Raw genomic sequence first — 19124 nt, 5'->3', positions numbered from 1 at the left:
GGCGCGCGATGAAAAGGCAATTAGGTAAATGGTTAGTATCTTGTCTGTGCACTGGCTGGCTGAGCCTGTTTGTGCCCTGCCTGTTACTGAGCTCCAGTGTCAGCGCCGAAGGGGGCAAGCAAGAGCGCGCGGATCTTATCCATCTCAGAGTCGGGGTATTGGCTAATCACGGCGTGCAGAAGGGAATTGAGCGCTGGCAGCCCATGATGGATTACCTTTCTCAAGAGGTGCCTGGCACCCATTTTGAGGTGGTGCCGGTGGATTTCGATGAGATGAGCCGCCAACTGCTGGCCCATGAGTTGCAGTTTATCGTCACCAACCCTGGGCAATACTTAAACCTCAGCAGTAATTTTCCGCTTTCCTGGCTGGCGACCATGAAGAGCCATATGCATGGCGGTGCCACCTTTGCCATCGGCTCCACCATTATTGTGCGTGCCGACAGTCAGATCTATACCCTGCAAGATCTCGAAGGCAAACATCTGGTGGCCAGTGACCCTCAGGCGTTGGGGGGCTATCAGGCCGCCATAGGTCTGCTGCATAAGATGGGTTATAACCCTGAGAACTACTTCGGCTCGCTGCGCTTTCTGGGTTTTCCCTTAGAGCCCATCGTCTATCAGGTGCGCGACGCGACCGTCGATGCCGCTATCACCCCCTTCTGTACTCTGGAGGAGATGATTGAGGAGGGGCTGGTAAACAAGGAGGATTTTCGGGTGATCCACCCCACCAAGCCCGCAGGCTATGAGTGTCTGGTGAGTACCCAGCTTTATCCTAACTGGTCATTTGCCGCTGCCGATACCGTGCCCTCGGCCATTACTCAGAAGATCACCCAGGCACTGTTTGCCTTGCCTTCGGATCATCCCGCCGCCATTCAGGCCAAGACACTGGGCTGGACAGCCCCCATCAGTCAGCTTAGGGTGATTAAGCTGTTCAAAGAGTTACAACTCAAGGCGCCACCGCCACCCCTGCATCATACGGTATTGAAGTGGATGGAGAAGAACAAGGAGTGGGGCCTGACGTTTCTAATGCTGTTTCTGGTGTCGACCGTCTATCACCTCTGGCTGGAATATAAGTTCAGGCAGAAGAGTGACTTTTTGATCGACACCGAGCGCCAACTTAAGGACAAGGCGCTGCAGGTAGAGCGGATGAAGAGCGCGGCGATCCTCGGCGAGATAGGCTCGGGTCTGGCCCATGAGCTGAACCAGCCTATCGCCGCAATTACCCAATACAGCGAAGGCGGCATGATGCAGCTTAACCGTCATGGTGATGCCGACTCAGAGCTCTACGAGCTGCTGGCCAAGATCAACGCCCAGTCTACTAGGGCAGGCGCCGTGGTGCACCGCATTCGAGGTCTGCTTCAGCGGCGTAAATCCCAGTATGAAGAGCTGTCTCTCGATGAGCTGGTCACCAACACCTTGGCGCTGTTTCGCCGCGAGTTTCAGCAGCAGGGCGTTGTCCTCACTCAGGAGGTTCAGGGCGCGCCCTATCGTCTGTGCGGTGACAGCGTCGGCCTGAATCAGGTGCTGGTGAATTTGATAAAAAACAGTCTCGATGCCATGGCCGAGATGCATTCAGAGCGGGAGAAGCGGCTGCTACTCAGCCTTGATTATGGTGAGCAACAGGTGATCCTTAAGCTGGTGGATAATGGCCCCGGCCTCAAGGGTAAGGCGCAGGATCTTATGGCTTCCTTCTATTCCACCAAGGACGACGGCTTGGGGCTGGGGCTTGCCATCTGCTGCGACGTGATGCGTCAGCACAAGGGCAAGTTCACCATAGATAATTGCGTCGATCACGCCGATCATCCCTGGAAGGAGGGATGCGTGGTGAGTTTAACTTTACCAAGAAAGTTGGGGGCTTGTGAGAAGGGAAGTTAGCCGGTTGGGGCTAATCGGCAAATTAGCCTTGTTACCGTTGATTACATTAGTTGTAGTTTGAGTTTAGTTACTTAGTTGTAGCGTTAACCTGAGCTGTTACCTAACGCCTGCCCGGCGGGGGAATGTGCAAGCACTCTTTTGGCACGCTGTGAATATATCCCTATACGCTTCACGGCGGCGTCCATGCCGCCGAGAGCCAAAAGCGTGCTTACACCCGTATCTAAACGTCTCTTCGATTTGGCGGTATTGGGTGCGAGTAGCGAATTTAAAGGCTGGGTTATTTTGGTCTCATTGCGCGTTTTTCCAAATGGTGTATCTAGCAAAATGCTGATAAGTTCATTACATACAGATAGTTAACTGTGCGCGTTTTCACTGGTCCAACGAGGTAAACGCGCATGCGCACTAATAAAATGTTAGAGAGCTCAAGGATGATCCAGCAAGCATTCGAAAAATTTGGAAAGAATTCCTTTCAACATGCGATTTTCTATAGCAATGAAAACTGTTTAAGATTTGAGTTGTCGGAAGCTGCAAAGTATGACTCTCATATTTCGATGTTTACAACCGCTCTAGAGCGTTCTACTGAAATTATCGAAACTGTATTCGAAAAGAACGATGAACTTTCAATCTGTATCTCTTTTGCTGGAGATTCTTTTCTATCAAATTTGTCTCAGTTTCGTGAGTTAAAACAGTTAGGAATCAAGTTCCCAAAAACAAGGTACATATACAATGAATGGGACGAAGATGAAGAATGGCATCGAAACTACGTCTTTTTCAAAATAGCTAAAACCGAACTACATAAATTGCTCTTTGGTAAAATGGCAAATGAACTAGGGATCAGCCCATCTTATTGGCTCGACATTTACATATTTGATTTGGAGCTAGGCGTTTTGGCACATCCATATGATGATAGAGGTATGGACCTAGTGGGTAGCAATAAATTCATGCTTTCTAGAATCTACAAACAGTTTAATAGTTGGCTTTTACAATATGATATTGGCATCATGAAGCAATGGTTTGGTGCTCTCTAACAAGTGCCTAAACCAAAGGACGCAAAACAGCAGGCTTGCGCTCCTTCGTCGCTAATTTTAGCCTGCTATTTTTCGCCGGTTAGGCAAGCGATAGGTGTATCCTGGGTTTAGATGTTGAAATCACTATTTTTATCTTTAGCACTTCGAGAAATAAATAAAGGCGGTACGCATTTTTATTCTGCCATATCCGCTTCGACAACTCTGTCATTTTTTATACTTCTAAACTTGTGGTCAATGTTACTGTTTAGCGAGTATTTCTTTGGCGGTTTACTTACAAGTCTAAACAATGTTTTATTTAGCGAGCAGCATTATATTGCTACTGTCATAATTACGTATTTGGTCGTTATGGCAATCATTTATCAAAGATATAATAATCTGGATTTAGCGTTGTTAGCTAAACAGTATCAAATTAGTATTACTAAATTCGTTACTTATGGTGTTATTAGCAGTATTGTGTATATATGTGCTTTGCTGGTGGGTGTTAAGTACACCTAACAATATAATTAATAAGGGAAAGAGTTGGCTGTTTCGTCCTCTAACATTTTAGCCAATGATTTTTTGTCCACTATTATGGCGTTACCCATATAAATATAAATCAAATCTAAGTGGCTTAAAGCATAAAATCTAACTTCGAAATGTCCAAAAATGACTTGGCTCTAGACAGTCCGATAAGGTCAAATCGAAGAGACGATAGATACCGGTGTAAACACGTTTTTGGCCTTCGAAATCAGGGATGATTTCGCAGAGCCCACAGGGACGTGCTCAAACAACATCCCTGTCTAACGGCCAGTTCGGCATCCATGCCTCTCGTTCATAGGCACGAAGCTTTGCTTCATTCACCGTGCCAAAAACGTGTTTGCACGTCCCCCGCCGGGCAGGCGTTAGATCGCTATGAAGGTGCGACCTTCAGTTACCTATCCAATATCAATACGGCTTAGTCGCTTCATTCCATCACTCGAAAACGGGTTGAAATCCCCCTAGGAATGGCAACAACCTACCAATAAAACTCAACCTTCCATCAAACTCGATAAAAACTGAGTTCCCAGTTTTTTTGATCTAGCTCAATTTTTGTGAGCCTACTAACAATTCCCCACCCACTGGTTTATTCCTGTGCGATTGCCTGCGATACTCTTCTATCGAACTTAGTATCCTGCCTGATAACGCGCGGAGCTCAATGGATAAAACCCTCGAAAAAGTCCTCGGCCGCTGGCTTAAACAGCAAAAATCGGCCTGTGGCGCCTATCTTAATTTAACTGTCCTGTTTGGCGTGCTCACCGGCTTTGCTCTGGTGGCCCAGGCCTATCTGCTGGCGACCATGCTTCACGGTTTGATCATCGAAAACTTGCCGCGGGAAGCCTTTACTAGCGAGTTTATCGCCCTGATTGCGGTGATAGTGCTGCGAGCGGCGCTGGCCTATGGGCGTGAGCGCATCAGCTTTAAGGCGGGCATGTTGCTGCGCAGCCGTATTCGTCAGACTGTACTGGATAAGCTGGTGGAGCTGGGACCTGTGTTTATCAAGGGGCGTCCGGCGGGGAGCTGGGCCAGTATCGTGCTGGAGCAGGTAGAAGATCTCCATGATTTCTATGCTAAATATCTGCCGCAGATGATGCTGGCGGGCTTCATTCCGCTGACCATATTGGCCGTGGTATTTCCCATCAACTGGGCGGCAGGGATCATCTTGCTGGCGACCGCGCCGCTGATCCCTCTGTTTATGATCTTGGTAGGTATGGGCGCTGCCGATGCTAACCGCAAGAACTTCGGCGCTTTGTCGCGCCTGAGTGGTCACTTCATGGATAGGCTGAGGGGGCTAGGCACGCTACGTCTGTTCCATGCAGGGGCAAGGGAGCAGCAGGCGATTGAGAGCGCCTCTGAGGAGTTTCGTAGCCGCACCATGGCGGTGCTGCGTATGGCGTTTCTCAGTTCGGCGGTACTGGAATTTTTTGCCGCCGTTTCTATCGCCGTGCTGGCCGTCTATTTCGGTTTTAGCTTTTTAGACCATCTCGATTTTGGTCATTATGGTGCTGGCCTGACCCTGTTTATCGGTCTGTTCGTACTGATTTTGGCCCCTGAGTTTTATCAGCCACTGCGTGACATGGGTACTCACTATCATGCCAAGGCCCAAGCCATAGGCGCCGCCGAGGCTTTGATGGAGCTGCTTAATCACCAAGGGGATGAGCCTGTTGATACGCCGCGAACGACCTTTGCCAGCGAAACTCCTCTGAGCATCAAGCTGCAAGGGGCCGAGGTGTTAAGCCCGGACGGCCAGGTGTTGCTGGGGCCGATAACGGCTGAGATCACCAGCGGCGAGCAAGTTGCCATCGTCGGCCCTAGCGGGGCGGGTAAGACCAGCCTGCTCAACATGCTATTGGGCTTCTTATCCTATCGCGGCAGTGTCCTGGTCAATGGCGAAGAGCTGAGCAGCTTAGACAGGGCGAGCTATCGCCGTTATCTTGCCTGGCTGGGGCAGGAGCCGCAGCTGTTTCACGGCACCATTGGCGACAACGTCGCCATGGGCAAGACAATGACGGATGAAGCCATCTATAAGTTGCTGGACAGCGCCCGTATCGGCGATTTTGTAAGGGCGCAGCCAGAGGGGCTATCTCACCCCATAGGGGAGCAGAGCGCCGGGGTTTCAGTGGGTCAGGCGCAGCGTCTGTGTCTGGCAAGGGCGCTTGGGCAGTCGGCCAAGCTGTTTGTGCTCGATGAGCCGACAGCTAGCTTAGATAGCCATAGCGAGGCGGCGGTAATGCAGGCACTGACTGATGCGCGTCTCGGTGCCACTAGCCTGCTGGTGACCCATCGTCTGGATGCCTTGGTTGAGATGGATAAGATCTGGGTGCTCGACGGCGGCAAGCTGGTGCAACAGGGGGATTACCAAACCCTGATGGCCGAGCCCGGGCTGTTTAGCGACCTGTGTCATCGACAGGAGGAGGCGTAATGAAACATTTGCTGCCTTTTATCAAGCTGTTTAAGCGCCAGTGGCTGATGATGCTGGTGGGACTACTGCTGAGCGTGACGACCCTGATGGCAGGTATTGGCCTCTTGTCTCTGTCGGGCTGGTTCCTGTCGGCTACCGCTGTTGCGGGACTGAGTGTGGCGACCGCTCAGGCCTTTAACTATTTCACGCCGGCCGGTGGGGTGCGTTTTCTCTCTATTGCCCGCACCGCCAGCCGCTATGGTGAGCGTTTGGCGACCCATGAGGCCACCTTCCGTCTGCTGACCGAGCTGCGCACCTGGGCCTGGGGCAAGCTGATGCCATTGAGCGCCAAAGATCTTAGCCATCTGCGTGGCGGCGATCTGCTCAATCGTCTGGTGGCGGATATCGACACCCTAGATCATCTCTACCTGCGGCTGATAACGCCGCTGCTGGCCTCGCTGCTGATGATTGCCGCCCTGTATGGCTTTCTTTCCTGGTTCGATAGTGAGCTGGCGCTGACCCTGTGTAGCGTGCTGCTGACCCTATGGTTTTTGTTGCCGCTGGTCTTCTATCGCCTGGGCCACAGACCGGGAATTGCCCAGTTGGAGAACCGACGTCAGTATCGGGTGCTGCTGCTGGAATACTTGCAAGGTCAGGCGGAGCTGACCCTGTTTGGCGCCGAAAAGCGCTTTAGGGCCGAGCTGGATGACGCCCAGGCCAAGCTGTTTGCCAGCCAGTCCACCATGACGGCGGTGACTGCCCTGAGTCAGGCGTTATTGATCCTAAGCCATGGTCTGGCGTTGGTATTGATCTGTTATCTCGCCGCCGATGGCGTGGGGGATAAAGTGCCGCCCGGGCCGCTGTTGGCTATGGTGGTGTTTATGACCCTGGCCTGTATCGAGATGTTGATGCCGCTAGCGGGCGCGTTTCAGCACCTGTCGGCCTGCGTGCAGGCAGCCGAGCGGGTAAGCGATATTACCGAGCGTCGCCCCAGTATTGGCTATGGGGAAGAGGCCAGCCTGTCGGCGAGTCGCGGCGCACTGTCGATTGCGGATGTGCGTTTTGGTTATCAGCCGGGCCAGAAGGTGCTTGATGCACTTAGCCTTGAGGTGAAACCGGGCGAGAAGGTAGCCCTGCTCGGGCAAACCGGCTGCGGTAAGTCGAGCCTGCTATCGCTTATCACCCGGGAGTGGACGCCTGAGTCGGGCACTCTCTTACTCGATGGCCGACCCATTGAGGCCTATAGCGAGCAGGCACTGCGCTGCGCCATGACGGTCGTGAGTCAGCGTATCTATCTGTTTGCCGGTACCTTGCGTGATAATTTGACCCTGGCGCAGTTTGAGCAGGCGGGCGAGGGCAGCCGCGCCGAGCGTAAGGCCTGGCGTGAGGCTAACGATGCCAAGTTAATTGAGGTGTTAGAGCGTGTCGGTCTGGGAACATTAACCCAAGGCGACAAGCCGCTGGATAACTGGATAGGCGAGGGCGGTAGGCAGCTCTCAGGCGGCGAACGTCGCCGTATCGGGGTCGCCAGGGCACTGCTACGCGATGCGCCGCTGTTGCTGCTTGACGAGCCGACCGAAGGGCTGGATCAACGCACCGAGCGGGAGATCATGGCGCTGCTACTCGATTTTGCCAAGGATAAGACCATGGTGATGATTAGCCATCGTCTGACGGCCATGGAGAAGATGGACTGTATCCACCTGATGGAAGCGGGCAAGATCCGCATTAGCGGCAATCATCAAACGCTGCTGGCCCAGGATGCCCATTATGCCAGCCTGAATCGGGTATTGAGTTAGGCGTCTGCTTAGTCCTTATCCTTAGTTCTTTTAGCCCTTGTGATGGGTAATAAAAAAGCCAGTGGTTGTCCACTGGCTTTTTTGTTTGTCGCTTAACGAGAGCGCTTAGCGAGCGAGATTAATCCTCGCTGTCACCCAGAGAAAGTAGGGTCGCGTTACCACCGATGGCGGTGATGTTGTTGGTGCGCGTCTTCTCGGTCACGAAACGGCTCAGGTAGTGTGGACCACCCGCCTTAGGACCTGTGCCCGACAGGCCTTGGCCGCCGAATGGCTGTACGCCAACCACAGCGCCGATCTGGTTACGGTTGATGTAGACGTTACCCACATTCACCTTGTCGGCCACTTCCAGGGCGTGACCCTCGTTACGGCTGTGAATGCCCAGGGTCAGACCGAAACCGGTAGAGTTGATCTCGTCGATCACCTTAGGTAAGTCGGCCGCCTTGTAGCGGATCACGTGTAGGATAGGCCCGAAGTGTTCTTTTTCAAGCACCTTGATAGAGTCGATCTCGACCGCAGTCGGAGCCACAAAGTGACCATTTTCGGTACCCGCTGGCAGCTCCAGTTGGTTGATCAGACGACCCACCTGCTTGATATGGTCGATGTGCGCGTTAAGGTTCGCCTTGGCTGTCGCATCGATCACTGGGCCTACATCTGTCTTCACTGAGTTTGGGGTGCCTATGGTCAGTTCGTCCATGGCGCCCTTCATCACGTCGATCACACGCTCGGCGATATCTTCCTGTAGATAGAGCACACGCAGGGCTGAACAACGTTGACCGGCGCTGGTGAACGAAGAGGAGATCACATCGTTAACCACCTGCTCAGGTTGTGACGTTGAGTCCACTACCATAGCGTTTTGACCACCCGTTTCGGCGATCAGTGGGATGATGGCGCCGTCGCGCTGAGCCAGCGTCAGGTTGATGCGCTTAGCGGTCACGGTCGAGCCGGTAAAGCAGACGCCGCCGATACGCTCATCGGCGGTGATGGCCGCGCCGACGGTAGCACCAGTTCCTGGCAGGAACTGTAGGGCTTGTTTCGGAATACCGGCTTCATGGGCCAGCTGCACCGCGCGGTAACCCACGATAGAGGTTTGCTCGGCAGGCTTAGCAACCACAGTGTTACCTGCCGCCAGCGCCGCAGCGACTTGGCCTAGGAAGATCGCCAGAGGGAAGTTCCACGGGCTGATACAGACGAATACGCCGCGACCTTGCAAGAACAGCTCGTTCAGCTCACCCGTTGGGCCAGGCAGTAGTTCAGGCTTGCCCATCATCTTCTTGGCTTGTACTGCGTAGTAGCGACAGAAGTCCACCGCTTCGCGCACCTCATCGATGCCGTCTTGAATGCTCTTACCCGCTTCACGGGTACAGAGGGCGATCAGCTCTTCGCGGTTCTCTTCTAGCAGATCCGCCAGCTTTTGCAGGGCATTGGCGCGCACTTCAACCGGGGTTGAGCACCAGCTGCCGAATGCGTTGTGAGCGCTGGCCAGGGCCTGCTCTACCGCCTGATTGTTGGCGAAGGCAACCTTGCCGACGATCTGTGTGGTGTCGTAAGGGCTCTTCACCTCAATGGTGTCACCGCTGAGGGTTTCGCCATTGACGATTGGGCCGGCAGACCACTGTTGATCTTTAAATTTATCCAGTGCGGCGAAGAAAGGCTCAGATTCTGAGATGATGTTCATGTTGATTCCCTTGGAGTTTTTACGCTCGGCGCCGAAGATGTCGATGGGCTGAACGATTTTATTGTTGGCTAGGGTTTTATAGCTTTGTAGGGTCGTCAATGGATGGACAACCAAAGATTCGATCGGTGTCTTAGGGTCGACCAGCTTGTGCACGAACGAGGTGTTGGCGCCGTTTTCCAGCAGGCGACGTACCAGGTAGGGCAGCAGATCTTTATGGGCACCCACAGGGGCGTAAATACGTACCGTGCTTACGCCGCTCTCGGCCAGCAGGGTGTCATATAACTCTTCGCCCATGCCGTGTAGGCGCTGGAACTCATACAGACGATCGCCGGCCATGTCGGTAATGGCGGCCACAGTCTGGGCGTTGTGGCTGGCAAACTGCGGATAGATGGCGCCGCGGGTGGCGTCAGACAGCAGGTAGCGCGCACAGGCCAGGTAGGACACGTCAGTGCCTGCCTTGCGGGTAAACAGCGGGTAGCCGCCTTCACCAGCTACCTGAGCCCATTTCAGCTCGCTATCCCAGTAGGCACCTTTCACCAGGCGTACAGGGATCTCATCGCCCTGATCTTTAGCCAAGCGGGTGAGCCAGCACAGCACAGGCAGGGCACGCTTAGAGTAAGCCTGCACCACTATGCCTAGCAGACCCCAGCCCTTGGCTGTTTCTGAGTTATAAAGCTTCTGGAAGAGTTTCAGTGATAGTTCGAGACGGTCAACTTCTTCGGCATCGATAGAGACGCCCACATTAAGGCTACGCGCCTGTGAGACCAGCTTGACGAGCGTGTCGTACAGCTCGGTCATGGTTCTGTCTTCGTTAGCCACCTCATAGCGAGGGTGCAGCGCTGATAGCTTGATAGAGATAGTCGGACGTGGCGCCTCACTCTCATCGTAGTGCTGCGCGCCCAGGGCCGCGATGGCACTGGAGTAATCTTCAAAGTATTTCTGCGCGTCTTTCATGGTCAGGGCGGCTTCGCCCAGCATGTCGTAGCTGTGGGTGTAACCCAGCTTGCGCTTGTCGGTGCTGTTTTTCAGCGCCTCTTGCACAGTGCGGCCAAGCACGAACTGCTTGCCCATGATCTTCATCGCCGCCAGCATGGCTTGACGGATCACTGGCTCGCCCAAGCGGTTGACCAGACGGTTTAGCAGGCTGCTTGGCTTGCCGTCTATGCTCTTGTCCAGGGTGATAATCTTACCTGTGAGCATCAGGCCCCAGGTCGACGCGTTGACCAGGGTCGAGTCACTCTTGCTCAGGTGCTCATCCCACTTGGCGCCTGAAAGTTTATCTTCGATCAGGGCGTCGGCGGTTGCGGCGTCGGGAATACGCAGCAGGGCCTCAGCCAGACACATCAGGATGATCCCTTCTTGGGTCTCCAGGCTGTACTGTTGCAAGAAGGCGTCGATACCGACCATGAGTCCTTTCTTGTCGTATTGACGCACCTTGTGCACCAGGTCGTGAGCACGCTTGGTAATGCGCTGAATCTCGTCGTCGCTCGAGGGAACAAGCTTAATCAGTTCAGAGAGGTATTGCTCTTCGTCGACAATATAGTTGTTGGTGATCGCTTGAAATAGCTCATCTAGGGTAGCTGAGTCGTAACGACCAGTCAGAACTTCACTTGCTTTGAACATAGTAATCACTTCCACCTGGACCTAAATAGGGACAGTTTTGGCTTGAACAAAAGGTAAGTTTTCAGGCGTTTAGTATTATTTTTGTATACAATCTGGCGCCTTTCGCGCGCCGATTATACATCCAAAATGTGACGAGGGACACTCTTGTGTGGGCGAATGTGACCTTTGTTTGATCTCATCCGGCCAGAAGGCGCGTGAGGCCACTGTTTATGGGGCCTGTGGCGAATAAAAGCGCAGCTAATTGGCACCCAGAATTGAACTGGATTTGATAGTAAAAAGCCAGGAACTGGGTCCTGGCTTGTTTGTTTCTGGTAAGAATTACCAGCGGTTTTTCTGGCGACGACGGGGACGCGGCAGATAGACCAGGATGACGCCGATTAACACACCTATACCGGCGATCATGCCGCCTTGCTTCATCAGCTCGAAGCGCTCATCGTTTTTTAACTTGGTTAGCTCACGAGTCGCGCTGTCACGCTCGCTCGAGGCTTTGGCTAGGGCTTCTTCGGCGCTGGCCAGTTGTGTACGTAGCTGGCGTATCAGCTGCGCGCTGCTGTCGCTCTCGTTAGTGACGCTCTCAAGCTCGGCCTTGACCTTGTCCAGTTCGGCCTGTACTTCAGGCAGCTGCACACGGAAGCTCTTGCTTGATTCGAGCATCTTGCTATCGACCCAGCCTTCGCGGCCCTTGTGGTCAACCACTTTGGCGTAGTCATTTTGCATCTCACCCAGGTAGGTGACGGGCTGACCGGCTTCAACACTGCCTAAAATGCGGTATTGGGTGCCTGGACCACCGTGGAGGAAGGTGTAGACGTTATCTGAGATATAACGGGTTTGCTCTGCCGCCATTAGCGACGATGACAGCAACATCATTGCAAGGATAGATAGGAGTCTTAACACTTTGAGTTCTCTTCAGCGAAATATTGGCACATGCTAGGGATTTAGCTAGCTATTTGCAAGTCCAACATGGGAAGTGTTACCAGGAATTAATCTTAGTATCAGTGCCATCTGGATAGATACCTTGCCCAAAACAGATCCGTTGCAATGTGATACAAAAAAGGAAGCCCTGAGGCTTCCTTTTTCTTTTCTCAATGATAGGGCTTAGCTTAGCTAAAGATACCTTTAATCATGAAGAAGAAGATGATCGACAGACCCGCGCCCGCAGGTAGGGTGACGACCCAAGAGACCACGATGTTACGCACTACGCCGATATTGATCGCAGCGATACCACGAGCCATACCTACACCCAGTACAGCACCGACTAGTGTCTGTGTGGTTGAGATAGGCAGACCAGTACCCGAGGCGATAACCACGGTTGATGCGGCAGCCAGCTCGGCGGCAAAGCCGCGGCTTGGGGTCAGGTGGGTAATGTTTTTACCTATGGTTTGCATTACGCGCTTACCAAAGATAGCCAGACCCAGGACGATACCAAAGGCACCCAAAGGTAAGATCCACCATACCAATTCAGCTTGGCTGGCGATCTCACCACCGCTATTTACAACGGATACCACTGCAGCCAGCGGGCCAATTGCGTTGGCGACATCGTTAGAACCGTGGGCGAATGCCATACAACATGCGGTCACAACCATCAGGATAGCGAACACCTTCTCCACGTTGCCAAACTGGGTTTGACGATCGGCGCTCTTGCTCATCTTCAGACGCTTGATGGCTACCATGCCGCCAAGACCAACCAGGATGGCAATAAAGACAGCCAGTGAGTAGGCTTCCACATTGGTAAAGTGCAGACCAACGTGCTTAAGACCCTTCTTGATGGTCACCAGTGACATCACAAAACCAGCCAGTGCCATATAGAAAGGCACATAACGCTTAGCGTTTTCCAGCGGATTGTCAGTGTTGAAGATCAGCTTTTGTACGCTTTGGAAGATGGTAAAGGCGATAAAGCCTGAGATAGCCGGGGTGACCACCCAAGAACCGACGATCCCAAATACCTTGCTCCAAGCAACAGAGTCAGCACTTACACCAACGGCGGCGAAACCAACGATAGCGCCAACGATAGAGTGAGTGGTAGATACTGGCCAGCCCAGTGCTGAGGCTACAACCAGCCAGATACCTGCAGCAAGAAGCGCAGAGATCATACCGTAGACCAATAGCTCTGGTGAGTCGACAAAGTAAGCCGAGTCGATGATCCCTTTACGGATCGTGCTGGTTACTTCACCGCCTGCTAGGTAAGCACCGGCAAATTCGAAGATCATTGCGATGATGATCGCTTGTTTAATGGTGATCGCGTTAGAACCTACTGAGGTTCCCATTGCATTAGCGACATCGTTCGCGCCAATACCCCACGCCATTAAAAATCCAAATGCAGCCGCAATGGCGATCAGCCATGGGCCATTGGTGATTAATACATCAACCATGTTGATACCTTGATAACTTGTTTTTAGACGCGAGCCAACATTAGCTCTAGGCGGGAACCGACACGCTCGGCAAGATCTGCCAAGTCTCCAACCCACTCAATTATCTTGTACAGGAACATCACATCCACAGGGTTTAGCTCATTTTCAATGCTAAACAGCTGACGACGGATCTTGACTTGTAAATCGTCTGTGTCCTCTTCAATTTTGTCGAGTTCACCGATCATTTTTGCGACGAGATCGACTTCACGGCCTCTAAAACCTGTTTCTAGTAGGTCGTCGAGTTCGTTAATCGCTTGCTTAGCCTGTGCGACAGCATCGATGCAACGTGCTAGGTAAGCATTAAAAGGTTCTTGAATTGCTTCTGGGACAAGTAGTTGTCGGCCAATAATACGACCGGAAATGTCTTTCGCCTTGTTGGCGATCTTATCTTGCTGGGTAAGTAGCTCCAGTAAGTCAGTTCTTTCAACTGGCATAAACAGGCCACCGGGCAAGGTTAAGCGGATCTCACGCTTGAGTTCATCTGCTTCACGTTCTGCTTGGCTGATTTGTTTACGAAGTTGAACAGCTTTGTCCCAGTCACCTGCGACAGTAGCTTCAAAAAATGGTACAAGGATCGAGGCGCAGTCGTGCACTTTGTCGATATGATCTTGTAATGGTTTAATTGGCGATTTTGCAAACACGCCCAAAATAGAGTTTACTGGCATTGCCGTGTACCTATTTAGGTTATTCCACTGTTGGAAAATGCGGGCGCATGTTAACCCAAGCGTCCGCGTATTGAAACTGCGTTTTTATATAAAAACAGACAGTTTTTATTCTAACGAGTTATATATAAACTGCAATGCGAGATACTAGTGCCCTATTGTGACACTAATATGACACTGTGAAATTTTCATGAAAGTATAATGACACATTCATTACAGTTCCGAATTTTAGATCAAAAAAAGTGAGCAGCTGGCGAATGGAAGCCGAAATAGAGTTAAAACTATTTTTCCCCGAAAACAAACGCGAAGCCTTGGTATCACTGCTAAACAGTCTACCTCATAGTGATGCAAAAGGCGCAACTCATCTAACGAATAGCTACTACGATACCCCCGAACTGCAGCTCAGGCAGTGGGACATGGGGCTGCGTGTTCGTGGCCGCAACGGCACCTATGAGCAGACCATTAAGACCGCAGGTACTGTGGTGGGCGGGGTGCATTCTCGCCCCGAGTACAATATTGATATCGATCAAGCAAAGGTGAATTTATCGCTTTTTCCGCAAGCGATTTGGCCACAAGGCGCCGACATCGATGCGGTGCAGGCAAGCCTGGTGTCTCTGTTCGATACCGATTTTACCCGTATGAGTTGGCATATCTATATCGATGAGAGTCTGGTGGAAGTGGCGCTGGATATTGGCAGCATTACGGCGCAGGGCATCAGCGAACCTCTCTGTGAGTTGGAATTTGAACTTCTGGCCGGTGATGCCCAGGCGCTACTGAGTCTCGCCTCTCGTGTCACCGAGCAGATCCCTGCGCGTTTAGGTCGTGCCAGTAAGGCGCAGCGCGGCTATCGTCTGGCGGCCATGGCCAGTCCTTTGCAGCTTGAGACCCTAGAGTTTATCGCGCTGCCGCAGGGCGGCTCGCTGAAACAGGCGCTGGTGACGTTACTGGAAACCGGTCTGGATCGTTGGCAGCAGCTGGAAGCTATGTTACTCGAGTCTCGCGAGGCCAGGGCGCAATTGCCGCTATTGGGTTATCGATTGCGGGCTTGTATCCGTCTGCTGCGCTGCACTCTAGAGCAATTTTCCCTGTTAGATGATGCCCTTCAACAGGCTTTTGCTGCCGTTGAGGCGCACTTAGATTTCGTCGAGCCGGGATTGAGCCTGTGTGAGCTGTTAGATAACGATGGCGCCTTACTGGGTAATCTGAGCGAGCCTGAGGGGCTGCTCGATGCGGTGAACTTGCAGCTGAGTGAGATGGCGATCCCGCAGCAGATAGATGCCATGTTGATGGATGTGGCCTATGGTCATCTGCAGGTGCGTCTGGTGAGCCTCTTGATGGCAATCAATGCCGGACAGGTACGGATCGATGAGTTGCAGAGTCTGCAGATCTTCGCCGATACCCTGCAAGAAGCCTCCTGGCAGCGAATTGTCGAGCTGATGCCATCTAATGCGGAGCTAAGCAGCGAAGATTATCAATCTTTTGCCAAGGCATTGGATGAGAGCATCTTTGTGGGCGTGGCCTATGGCGAGCTTTATCGGCAGAAGCCGCGGGATCAGTTTCGTGCGCCATGGCAGGACTTAGTATTGGGTATTCGTACCCTGGCCGCTTACCGCCGTTTGCGAGAGATTGCCACACATTTAGGGCGTGACATAGGTGATTGGTTGGACAACAAGGAGCAGAGCCTGCTGTTTGCCATGGAGCATTCGCGCCGTTCGGCGCTTAAGGTTCAGCCCTACTGGCGCTAATGGCCTGATGCCTTAGAGATGGGCGACTTTCGTATGGGAGTCGCCTGTTAAGGTTTACCTTTCTCATCCAGTTGTTGCTTGAGGATCGCTATCTCTTCGAGCAGTGTCTCTTGATTCTTTTCCATCCTGTGAAGCACAACTTCCAACTCGTCGCGCATCTGCTGGCTATGGGTTTCCTGTTGCTGTTTGCTGTCGGGGGCGATGAAGATAGAGGCCATATAACCTGAAATCACCCCAAAGAAGCTTACGCCACAGATTATTACCAAACCGCCGATGAAATGGCCTATGGTGGTCACAGGGTAAAAGTCGCCATAACCTACGGTGGAGATGGTCACCATGGCCCACCAGATGGCATCTTCCGCCGTGCGAATATTGGCATTGGGTGCACCGCTTTCGACCAGTAAGATCATGACAGAGGAGAGGGTGAGAATAGTGACCATGGCCACCAGTAGGCTGGCGAGTGTCGCCTCCTGACGCTGGCGCATCAGAGGAATTAAGATGGAGCGCGTCATGCGGATCAGGCGGATCACCCGCAGGATCTGGAAGAATCTGGCTAGCCTCAAGGCTTCGATGGCAGGAATGCTGGCGATCAGATCGATCCAGTGGTGTTTGAAGTAGTCGCTTTTATTGTCGGCACGAAACAGATTGACGAAAAAATAAGTGATGAAGATAAGGCAGATGCTGGTATCGATAAAAAAGAGTAGACGGCGCGTCTCATCTTCCAGCTTGGCGAAGGTCAGCATTAACACTACGATGACCGATAGCAATGACAGTAGCATCATCGCCAATTCGAAGGGCGTGGGGGTGCGGTCTATTGGCAGTAACCAGCGCTTTTTATCGGCCATGAAATCGATTCCTTTTAGGCTGTGGCATCCAAGGTTAGCCTCACGGGGAGTCGCCTATGAATAACGTCAATTCATGATCTTATTCGTTTTCGTCGACAAAATGAACCAGGTCATCCAATACACGACGTTTTATTTCTAGCTGCTCATCGGCAGATAAGCCATATTTGTCTGCGAGTAACTGGTAATCTTCTGGGCTGAGGGAGACTGTGAGCCTCGGGCGCTTAGGGCGTTTAGTGGTGGCGAGCCCTAAGATGCTGCGGATCTGATCCGAGGGGCTGACACCGGCATCCAGTGCGGCTTTGCGAATAGAGTACTGAAACTTCTCATCCAGATCGAAAGCAACCTGAGTAGCCTTGGCGGCTTTTTGATTCTGCTGCCACTGTTCGGGAAGCAATTTTTTATTCTTGGTCATTGGCTTACCTTAGAGTGCTATGGCTCTCTCTGATAAGGCGGCGTAGGCGCCGCCCTGTGTTGTTTATAGCTGCGCTGGCCAATATTGGCGAATATCGCTCAAGGGGCGATAGAGGGTCAGGCTAACGTCTGTGTCGCCACCCTCATAGACCTCGACTTCGACGGCGCGGGTTTCATCTTCGTCCAGTAGTAGATAGCTCTCGAAGGGTTCGCCCGATGTGTGTCCCTCATCTTGAGGTGGACGCATACCGCGATAATCGGCTCGGTGGAAGTAGCCAAACTGGGCAAAATTAATCTGATGATAGCGATCGCTAAGCCAGCCCGTGAGGCTAGATGGAGTCTCTTTAACCTCGAGTTCGGCGTGACAATCCTCTTCGAAGATCTCGCTAAAGGCGTCTAGATCGAAGATCTGCTCCACCTGGCTGCGGGGCAGTTTGATCGAGAAGGCCAGGTAGGTTTCGTCATCTTCATCTAATGAGAGACAGAGAGTGTCGCTGCCGTGTCCCTTGAGTACCCATTCGCAGATCTGTTTGCGCTGATATTCGTAGGTGTTGACTCCTTCGACCCTCAGTTGTTGACCGCGCAGTTGCTCGGGCAGGGCGAAGCTGTCATCCAGGCTGATAATATCGCCTTTTTGTAAATGATTCGGGTGATCGAGCTGGCGTTTTGGCGCCTCTTTCTTACCAAAAAGCCCTTTTAAAAACCCCATTTGCGACCTCGTGCGATGAATAATGGTGAATACCAATCGTAATAAATAATTGATCTTTCTAGCTTGTTAAAACGTTCGATAACTGGGTTGCTTTTTTGATTGTAAAATAACGCGTTATCAATAAGTCCTGCCTTGTTCTCAAGCGTTTTATTTCTGATCACTTACATACTGTTATAGGTATAAAAGCACCTTGGGCAAAGCCGCAAGGTGCTATTGGTTGATTTAGCAGGTGTTATTTACGTGCTTTGAGGCGATCCAATACCGCATTGGCGTTGGACTTCTGCTCGCCAATGCCAGCCTCGGCGAGTTTGGCCTGTAGCGACTTGTCGCTGTTCTCGTCGGCCAGGGTTTCGGCGGCCTTGAGACGGTCATCGAACTGCTGCTGGCGAGCCTTGATACGCTCTAAAGAGTCTTTGGCGTTGAGCAACTTAGAGTTGCTGCTGGCAAAAGAGTCTGTGATCGTCGCCGTGGCTTTCTGCACGCTTTCAGTGGTCTTGACCATGCTGAGCTGGCGTTGGTAATCGGCCAACTGACGCTCTGTCTTACGCACCAGATCTTTCAAACGAGCCGCGTGGGCGCTAAAGCTGTCATTGGCGCTTTGCTGTTCGGCCAGTTCTTGATCTAACTGGGCGATCTTCTCGGCAACTTCCAGTGCCAAGGCTTCGTTTTCTTTTTCGAGCGCTTGAGTGGCGTAGCCTTCATGTTCGGCGATGGCGCGCTTAAGGCGATCCACCTCACGGCTGGCTTGCATCTCTTTGGCCATGACGTCGGTCAGCTCGCGCTTGGCCTTAGTCAGGTGTTTCTCGGCGTCACGGATCTCCTGTTCGAAGATGCGTGTTGAGTTGGCGTCGACAATGCTCTGGCCAACTTCGGTGGCACCACCGCGAAATGCGGTGAGGATCTTGTTCAGTATGCCCATAATATGACTCCTCTTGGGGTAACGGCACGGCTCTTGATGAGGGCCATTACATGACTAAATTGGTTCGCGGTTACTTTAAGAAATCGGCGAGTTCGTCGATCACTTCCAGGCAGTTGTCGGATAAAACTGACAGCTCCTGCTCTATCTCTAACATGCTCGATTGCACAGACAAGGCGCCATAGACCACATATTTATCGTCGACCTTAGCAAAGGAGGACAGTGGCATAGGGATGTTAAGTTCGAGCATGGTTTCAAACATCTCGCTGCGACGTTCTTGCTTAACTTCGTCTTCGCCCCATAGGTAGCTGATGCATAGGATTTGGTTGTCCGTTACCGATACAAACACAGGGATCTCTTCGCGCCCCACAATGTTGACTTGCAGTACTTCGACGTCACCATCTATGGGGTAGCAATCGAACTGAAAGCCTGTGTGGCTATTGTCGCCAAGTTCATTGAGATGGTTGGCAATGTTGTGAATGTTCATATTTATCCTCTTTGACATATTATGTCTGCGA

The 19124-nt window shown here is 52.2% G+C and carries 15 protein-coding genes; 6 read left to right on the top strand and 9 right to left on the bottom strand.

From position 1 onward, the window contains the following. The first annotated feature begins 8 nt into the window (after positions 1-8). The 5 genes from NY07_RS07365 (at position 9) to cydC (ending at position 7612) form a co-directional block, all read left to right on the top strand. Positions 9-1871, top strand: a complete 1863-nt coding sequence (locus NY07_RS07365; RefSeq protein ID WP_033538705.1) for a sensor histidine kinase — start codon at positions 9-11, stop codon at positions 1869-1871. Between the two features lie 428 nt (positions 1872-2299). Continuing rightward, on the top strand, positions 2300-2899 hold the full coding sequence (locus NY07_RS07360) for a DUF3885 domain-containing protein (protein WP_081953790.1): 600 nt from the start codon (positions 2300-2302) through the stop codon (positions 2897-2899). A gap of 111 nt (positions 2900-3010) precedes the next feature. After that, positions 3011-3394: a hypothetical protein gene (locus tag NY07_RS07355; RefSeq protein ID WP_033538704.1), complete on the top strand. Its 384-nt coding sequence runs from the start codon at positions 3011-3013 to the stop codon at positions 3392-3394. 679 nt (positions 3395-4073) lie between these two features. Further along, positions 4074-5837: a heme ABC transporter permease/ATP-binding protein CydD gene (gene cydD, locus NY07_RS07350; protein WP_033538703.1), complete on the top strand. Its 1764-nt coding sequence runs from the start codon at positions 4074-4076 to the stop codon at positions 5835-5837. Then, entirely contained in the window at positions 5837-7612 is a 1776-nt protein-coding gene (gene cydC, locus NY07_RS07345) for a heme ABC transporter ATP-binding protein/permease CydC (protein ID WP_033538702.1), read from the top strand. The genes cydD and cydC overlap by 1 nt, the downstream gene beginning before the upstream one ends. A gap of 118 nt (positions 7613-7730) precedes the next feature. Here the strand turns inward: cydC and putA are convergent, their stop codons facing one another. The 4 genes from putA to NY07_RS07325 all read right to left on the bottom strand — a co-directional run bounded on the left by putA (position 7731) and on the right by NY07_RS07325 (position 13983). Beyond that, positions 7731-10910: a bifunctional proline dehydrogenase/L-glutamate gamma-semialdehyde dehydrogenase PutA gene (gene putA, locus NY07_RS07340; RefSeq protein WP_033538701.1), complete on the bottom strand. Its 3180-nt coding sequence runs from the start codon at positions 10908-10910 to the stop codon at positions 7731-7733. A 318-nt stretch (positions 10911-11228) separates the two neighbouring features. Then, positions 11229-11777 carry a TIGR04211 family SH3 domain-containing protein gene (locus NY07_RS07335; protein WP_081953789.1) on the bottom strand — a complete coding sequence of 183 codons (549 nt, stop codon included), beginning with the start codon at positions 11775-11777 and terminating at the stop codon, positions 11229-11231. Positions 11778-12010: 233 nt separating this feature from the next. Then, a complete protein-coding gene (locus NY07_RS07330) occupies positions 12011-13279 on the bottom strand; it encodes an inorganic phosphate transporter (RefSeq protein WP_033538700.1) in 1269 nt (422 codons plus the stop codon). Between the two features lie 23 nt (positions 13280-13302). After that, complete coding sequence (locus NY07_RS07325; protein ID WP_033538699.1) at positions 13303-13983, bottom strand: TIGR00153 family protein; 681 nt, start codon at positions 13981-13983, stop codon at positions 13303-13305. 254 nt (positions 13984-14237) lie between these two features. On the opposite strand from NY07_RS07325, the gene NY07_RS07320 reads away from it, so the two are divergent. Beyond that, positions 14238-15725, top strand: coding sequence for a CYTH domain-containing protein (locus NY07_RS07320; protein WP_033538698.1), 1488 nt, complete (start codon positions 14238-14240; stop codon positions 15723-15725). Positions 15726-15772: 47 nt separating this feature from the next. Here the strand turns inward: NY07_RS07320 and NY07_RS07315 are convergent, their stop codons facing one another. The 5 genes from NY07_RS07315 to NY07_RS07295 form a co-directional block, all read right to left on the bottom strand. Continuing rightward, a complete protein-coding gene (locus tag NY07_RS07315) occupies positions 15773-16570 on the bottom strand; it encodes a potassium channel family protein (RefSeq protein ID WP_033538697.1) in 798 nt (265 codons plus the stop codon). Positions 16571-16649: 79 nt separating this feature from the next. Further along, complete coding sequence (locus NY07_RS07310; protein ID WP_033538696.1) at positions 16650-16982, bottom strand: hypothetical protein; 333 nt, start codon at positions 16980-16982, stop codon at positions 16650-16652. Positions 16983-17045: 63 nt separating this feature from the next. Beyond that, positions 17046-17690: a DUF4178 domain-containing protein gene (locus tag NY07_RS07305; RefSeq protein ID WP_033538695.1), complete on the bottom strand. Its 645-nt coding sequence runs from the start codon at positions 17688-17690 to the stop codon at positions 17046-17048. Positions 17691-17922: 232 nt separating this feature from the next. Beyond that, positions 17923-18609 (bottom strand): PspA/IM30 family protein, encoded by a 687-nt coding sequence (locus NY07_RS07300; RefSeq protein WP_033538694.1) that lies wholly within the window; start codon positions 18607-18609, stop codon positions 17923-17925. Positions 18610-18679: 70 nt separating this feature from the next. After that, entirely contained in the window at positions 18680-19093 is a 414-nt protein-coding gene (locus NY07_RS07295) for a YjfI family protein (RefSeq protein WP_033538693.1), read from the bottom strand. Positions 19094-19124 lie beyond the last annotated feature (31 nt).

The organism is Shewanella sp. ECSMB14101 (assembly GCF_000773485.1).
Taxonomy (GTDB): Bacteria; Pseudomonadota; Gammaproteobacteria; order Enterobacterales; family Shewanellaceae; genus Shewanella; species Shewanella marisflavi.
Note: the sequence above shows the minus strand (reverse complement) of the source record. Positions and strands in the feature narration are given on the sequence as shown.

What these genes read in the sequence shown, in the direction of transcription:
- NY07_RS07360 (WP_081953790.1), top strand. Translation starts at nt 2,300, where the DNA reads ATGATCCAGCAAGCATTCGAAAAATTTGGAAAGAATTCCTTTCAACAT.
- NY07_RS07355 (WP_033538704.1), top strand. Translation starts at nt 3,011, where the DNA reads ATGTTGAAATCACTATTTTTATCTTTAGCACTTCGAGAAATAAATAAA.
- cydD (WP_033538703.1), top strand. Translation starts at nt 4,074, where the DNA reads ATGGATAAAACCCTCGAAAAAGTCCTCGGCCGCTGGCTTAAACAGCAA.
- NY07_RS07325 (WP_033538699.1), bottom strand. Translation starts at nt 13,983, where the DNA reads ATGCCAGTAAACTCTATTTTGGGCGTGTTTGCAAAATCGCCAATTAAA.
- NY07_RS07310 (WP_033538696.1), bottom strand. Translation starts at nt 16,982, where the DNA reads ATGACCAAGAATAAAAAATTGCTTCCCGAACAGTGGCAGCAGAATCAA.
- NY07_RS07300 (WP_033538694.1), bottom strand. Translation starts at nt 18,609, where the DNA reads ATGGGCATACTGAACAAGATCCTCACCGCATTTCGCGGTGGTGCCACC.
- putA (WP_033538701.1), bottom strand. Translation starts at nt 10,910, where the DNA reads ATGTTCAAAGCAAGTGAAGTTCTGACTGGTCGTTACGACTCAGCTACC.
- NY07_RS07330 (WP_033538700.1), bottom strand. Translation starts at nt 13,279, where the DNA reads ATGGTTGATGTATTAATCACCAATGGCCCATGGCTGATCGCCATTGCG.
- NY07_RS07365 (WP_033538705.1), top strand. Translation starts at nt 9, where the DNA reads ATGAAAAGGCAATTAGGTAAATGGTTAGTATCTTGTCTGTGCACTGGC.
- NY07_RS07305 (WP_033538695.1), bottom strand. Translation starts at nt 17,690, where the DNA reads ATGGGGTTTTTAAAAGGGCTTTTTGGTAAGAAAGAGGCGCCAAAACGC.
- NY07_RS07315 (WP_033538697.1), bottom strand. Translation starts at nt 16,570, where the DNA reads ATGGCCGATAAAAAGCGCTGGTTACTGCCAATAGACCGCACCCCCACG.
- NY07_RS07320 (WP_033538698.1), top strand. Translation starts at nt 14,238, where the DNA reads ATGGAAGCCGAAATAGAGTTAAAACTATTTTTCCCCGAAAACAAACGC.
- NY07_RS07335 (WP_081953789.1), bottom strand. Translation starts at nt 11,777, where the DNA reads ATGATGTTGCTGTCATCGTCGCTAATGGCGGCAGAGCAAACCCGTTAT.
- cydC (WP_033538702.1), top strand. Translation starts at nt 5,837, where the DNA reads ATGAAACATTTGCTGCCTTTTATCAAGCTGTTTAAGCGCCAGTGGCTG.
- NY07_RS07295 (WP_033538693.1), bottom strand. Translation starts at nt 19,093, where the DNA reads ATGAACATTCACAACATTGCCAACCATCTCAATGAACTTGGCGACAAT.